This window comes from Robinsoniella sp. (genome assembly GCF_034124845.1).
Genome location: NZ_JAWYAJ010000564.1, coordinates 1,539 through 3,577, shown reverse-complemented (window position 1 = coordinate 3,577; position 2,039 = coordinate 1,539). Strand labels below are relative to the sequence as shown.

3 protein-coding genes are annotated in these 2,039 nt (G+C 41.2%); 1 reads left to right on the top strand and 2 read right to left on the bottom strand.

Going from position 1 to position 2,039, the window contains the following annotated elements; genetic code table 11:
* Positions 1-385, top strand: a 385-nt coding sequence (locus tag ACH2DQ_RS27955) for a hypothetical protein (protein WP_395028730.1), incomplete at its 5' end; no start/stop codon positions are given.
* A gap of 108 nt (positions 386-493) precedes the next feature.
* Here the strand turns inward: ACH2DQ_RS27955 and ACH2DQ_RS27950 are convergent.
* Positions 494-1,219 (bottom strand): Ig-like domain-containing protein, encoded by a 726-nt coding sequence (locus tag ACH2DQ_RS27950; protein ID WP_394913323.1) that lies wholly within the window; start codon positions 1,217-1,219, stop codon positions 494-496.
* A 270-nt stretch (positions 1,220-1,489) separates the two neighbouring features.
* Positions 1,490-2,039, bottom strand: a 550-nt coding sequence (locus tag ACH2DQ_RS27945) for an iron-containing alcohol dehydrogenase (RefSeq protein ID WP_395028729.1), incomplete at its 5' end; no start/stop codon positions are given.

Genomic DNA, 2,039 nt, shown 5'->3' with positions numbered 1-2,039 from the left:
GATCATACTCTTCATTTTTATGTTCACGCCCAGGGACAAGGAGAAAGCCAAAGATGACCAACCAACAGAAACGACTGCAGCTATGAAATATGTCGCCGGAGTCTATACCACTCCAATCACCCTGAATGACAATGCCATCGACGTAGAAGTCGTGGTAGACCAGGATCATATCAATTCTATTCGTCTGGTGAATTTAAGCGACACAGTAACGACGATGTTTCCACTTGTGCAGCCGGCACTGGAGGAAATCGCCACTCAGATATATGATACGCAGTCTACCGATGGCATTACATATTCTCAGGACAGTAAATATACTTCCCAGATATTGCTGGATGCCATTGACAGTGCTTTGGAAACAGCGCAGGTAAAAACGGAGGAAGAGTAATTTTGAGAAAACCGGGTATCTCTCCTAAAAGCAGGATTGCTTTTACTTTGAGATACCCGGTTTTCTTTTTTATATGTAACTATAGTTTGTTATGTATTATGGATTTTATTATTTTGTGACTGTCACACTGCACTTTAATAATTTTCCGTCTACTCTCACAGTAATTCGGGAACTGCCGGCTGATTTTCCGGTCACAACTCCCTTATTGGTAACCTCCGCTACCTTTCTGTTAGAAGTATTCCATTTCTTTTTAGAATTACTGCCTTTTACTCTTATTTGCTTAGACTCTCCAACTTTTAAGTTTAATTTGGTTAGTGTCATCCTGGGATCCACAATTTTTATATTGCATTTATCATTCGATCCGTATGCTTTTGCAGTAATGGTAACCTGTCCTGCCCTGCGGGCTACTACTTTCCCGCTTTTATAAACCTTTGCCAATTTTGAGTTAGAGCTTAGCCACTTGACTGTGTAGCCGCGTGCTCCGGATGCTTTAAACTGGAATGTGGTTCCTACCGCCATTTTCGTAGTTTTTCTCTTGATATTGATATTTGATGTAGGCTTTGGTGCTGGTTCTGTTGTCGGTTCTTGTGCCGGCTCAGTGGATGGTACCGAAGGTTCTGCACTGCCTCCGCCCGAATAAGGGCATACACCATTGGAATGCAGATGTGGGGGATTCCCTCCGCAGTGATAATGATAATATCCCAATCCGCTTACGTTGTTGTTGTCACGATGACCGCCACTGCCATCTGTTCTGCCGGAATGGGCAAATGCTGCATTTGAAAAACAAAGCGCCAGACATAACGCTATACATAGAATACGTCTGATTTTCTTCATAACTGATTTTCCTCCGTTGTACTTTATCGTATCACTTGTGATGGCATTATGATAACATATTTTTATGTGAATTACCAGTACTACAATGTATAAGTTCAGGTTATTAATATGGGGATACTAAGTAATACGCTTTGTATCAGCAAAACCCCCATATAATGCCTTTAACAAACCACATATAAACTTTTCCCTGCAGTATCAGAACCTATGGAATATGTCTCTATCCACACAAAAAAACCGGGAGGCCATTTCCTCCCGGTTCATAACAAATTCTTAAAATTCTACTGCTTTTCCGTCATAGATACATCTGAATAATTCTTCCATCTGCTTAGGATCAATTGCTCTTGGGTTGGAACCTGTACAAGCATCCCCTACAGCCAGTTCTGCAATTCCAGCGATCTTTTCATTAAATTCGTCTTCTTTAATTCCAAACTCTTTTAATGTCTTCGGAATGCTGAATTCTACATTTAATGCATCGATCTTTGCACACAGTGCTTTCATTAATTCTTCGTCTGTATCACCCTTCAGGCTGATTGATCTTGCGATCTCTGCATATCTCTTTAATGCTGCAGCATCTTTTGCATTATACTGGATAACGTATGGCAGATACATTGCATTTGCAAGTCCATGGGTAATATGTCCTGTACTGAATGCAGCACCTGTCTTGTGTGCCATGGAATGCACGATTCCAAGAAGCGCATTGGAGAATGCCATGCCAGCCAGACATTGTCCGTAATGCATCTGTTCTCTTGCAGCCATGTCTCCTTTATAGGATTCCGGAAGATATTCATTTACCATTGCAATTGCTTTTAATGCAAGTGGA

What these genes read in the sequence shown, in the direction of transcription:
- ACH2DQ_RS27950 (WP_394913323.1), bottom strand. Translation starts at nt 1,219, where the DNA reads ATGAAGAAAATCAGACGTATTCTATGTATAGCGTTATGTCTGGCGCTT.